This window comes from Thioalkalicoccus limnaeus (assembly GCF_041197575.1).
GTDB classification, from domain to species: domain Bacteria; phylum Pseudomonadota; class Gammaproteobacteria; order Chromatiales; family Chromatiaceae; genus Thioalkalicoccus; species Thioalkalicoccus limnaeus.
Genome location: NZ_JBDKXB010000069.1, coordinates 1 through 1,817, shown reverse-complemented (window position 1 = coordinate 1,817; position 1,817 = coordinate 1). Strand labels below are relative to the sequence as shown.

Annotated in this window: 2 protein-coding genes; one reads left to right on the top strand and one right to left on the bottom strand. The window is 63.2% G+C overall.

Annotated features, from left to right (window positions below):
- Positions 1–1,329 (bottom strand): DegT/DnrJ/EryC1/StrS family aminotransferase (locus tag ABC977_RS18075; protein WP_369668664.1); only part of this gene is annotated, 1,329 nt, incomplete at its 3' end.
- A 201-nt stretch (positions 1,330–1,530) separates the two neighbouring features.
- Here ABC977_RS18075 and ABC977_RS18070 point away from each other — a divergent pair.
- Entirely contained in the window at positions 1,531–1,707 is a 177-nt protein-coding gene (locus ABC977_RS18070) for a hypothetical protein (protein ID WP_369668663.1), read from the top strand.
- The last annotated feature ends 110 nt before the right edge of the window (positions 1,708–1,817 follow it).

Sequence of the window (1,817 nt, the reverse complement as noted above, 5' to 3'; positions counted from 1 at the left end):
GAGAGGTTTGGCCACGGAAGAACTCGGAAGGACACGGACGTGTGAGGGTTCTTGGGCCGCGGAAGAACTCGGAAGAACACGGACGTGTGGGGGTTCTCGGGCCACGGAAGAACTCGGAAGAACACGGACGTGTGGGGGTTCCTGGGCCACGGAGGAAGCGGGGACGTCACGGAGGTTCTTGTTGTCCGTTGTTGTCCGTGTTCTTCCGAGTTCTTCCGTGGCCAATAAATCCTGGTAGCGGCGCGCGACGGCTTGGCGTTGGGCGATCTCTTCGTCGAAGCGGTTGAGTTTGGCGAGGACGACGGCGCATTGCAGGCTGTCCATGCGTCCGCCGACGCCTACGCGGGTGTGGACGTAACGCGCGCTTTGGCCGTGGACGCGGATCTCGCGGCAGGCTTGGGCGAGGCTGTCGTCGCTGGTGAAGATGGCCCCGCCATCGCCGTAACAGCCCAGCGGCTTGCTCGGGAAGAAGCTGGTGCAGCCGAGGGTGCTCAGGTTGCCGCTCTTCTTGCCTTTGTAGGTGGCGCCGAAGCTCTGGGCGGCGTCTTCGATGACCGGGATAGGCCCGTGGCGGGCGGCGATGGCGTTGATCGCGTCCATGTCGGCCGGCTGGCCGTAGAGGCTGACCGGCATGATGGCCTTGGTCTTGTCCGTGATCCGCGCTTCGATCAGCGCGGCGTCGATGTTGCCGGTGGCCGGGTCGATGTCGACGAAGACCGGCGTGGCGCCAACGAGGACGATGACCTCGACGGTGGCGACGAAGGTGAAAGGCGTCGTGATGACCTCATCGCCCGGACCGATGCCAAGCGCCATCAGGCTAATCAGCAGCGCCTCGGTGCCGCTCGCGACCGTGATGACGTGCTTGGCACCCGTGTAGGCGGCGAGGCGCGCCTCGAGCTCGCGGACCTCGGGACCGAGGATGTATTGGCCGTGGTGCAGCACGCGGTGAAGGTTGCGCTCCAGCGGCACGCGCAGTTTGTCCTGCTGGGTCTTCAGATCGACGAAGTCCAAAGCCTCCGGCGAGGACGGTTGATCGAGCCAAGCGTGGGCTTCCGTGGGCTCGAGCTGCGTCACGGTGGTGCCGCTGACATCGAACCGCTTGTCGTTGGTGACGATGGTCGTCGGCCCCTGAAGTTGGGTGGCCGCCGCAACGATTTGAGCATCTTCCAGATCGCTGCGGACCAAGAGTGCACGATCCTGCTGAAAGCCGAAACAGGTGAGCGGGTCGAGATCCTCCAGAAGTTTGGCGAGCAACTTGCGGACGGTCTGCTTGGCGGTCGCCGGGTCGACGCCTTCGGTTTTGAATTGCCGGATGGCGAGATACTCCAACACATGCAAACTGGAGCTGACGACCCAGCCCTGGTGCCGGCCCTTGATGCCCAGCGCGGATGAGCGCCGCGATCAGCCGGAGGTCGGCTTCCGGGCGGCGCGTGAGCCAGAGATCGAGGATGACGTTGACATCGAAGACGAGGTTTTTCATCGCGCGTGCTTTTCCGCGAGACTTGCGATCAAGGCGTCCTTGTCCTCCGCATGACTTGCGGCGACTCGCTGACGATGCAGGGGACCGAGGATGTGCCGAATCTCGGTCAGAAGGTCGCTCTGATCCGTGGGATGGATGGCCGGCGGCTCGGCCCCAACAGGTGGCGCGACGACTTCTTCATCTGGCACTTCCACGAGGACCCTGACACGCGAGTGCCGCAGGTGTAGAGGCCTGATCAACTCGATCCGACCTTGGTCATAAATGGCTTCGACTTGCATGTTCGGGCTCTAGGATTTATTGCCACGGAAGAACACGGAATTTCACGGAACAGATACGG

Bases quoted from the DNA above. Each gene is read 5' to 3' on its own strand.
- ABC977_RS18070 (WP_369668663.1), top strand. From the start codon at position 1,531: ATGACTTGCGGCGACTCGCTGACGATGCAGGGGACCGAGGATGTGCCG.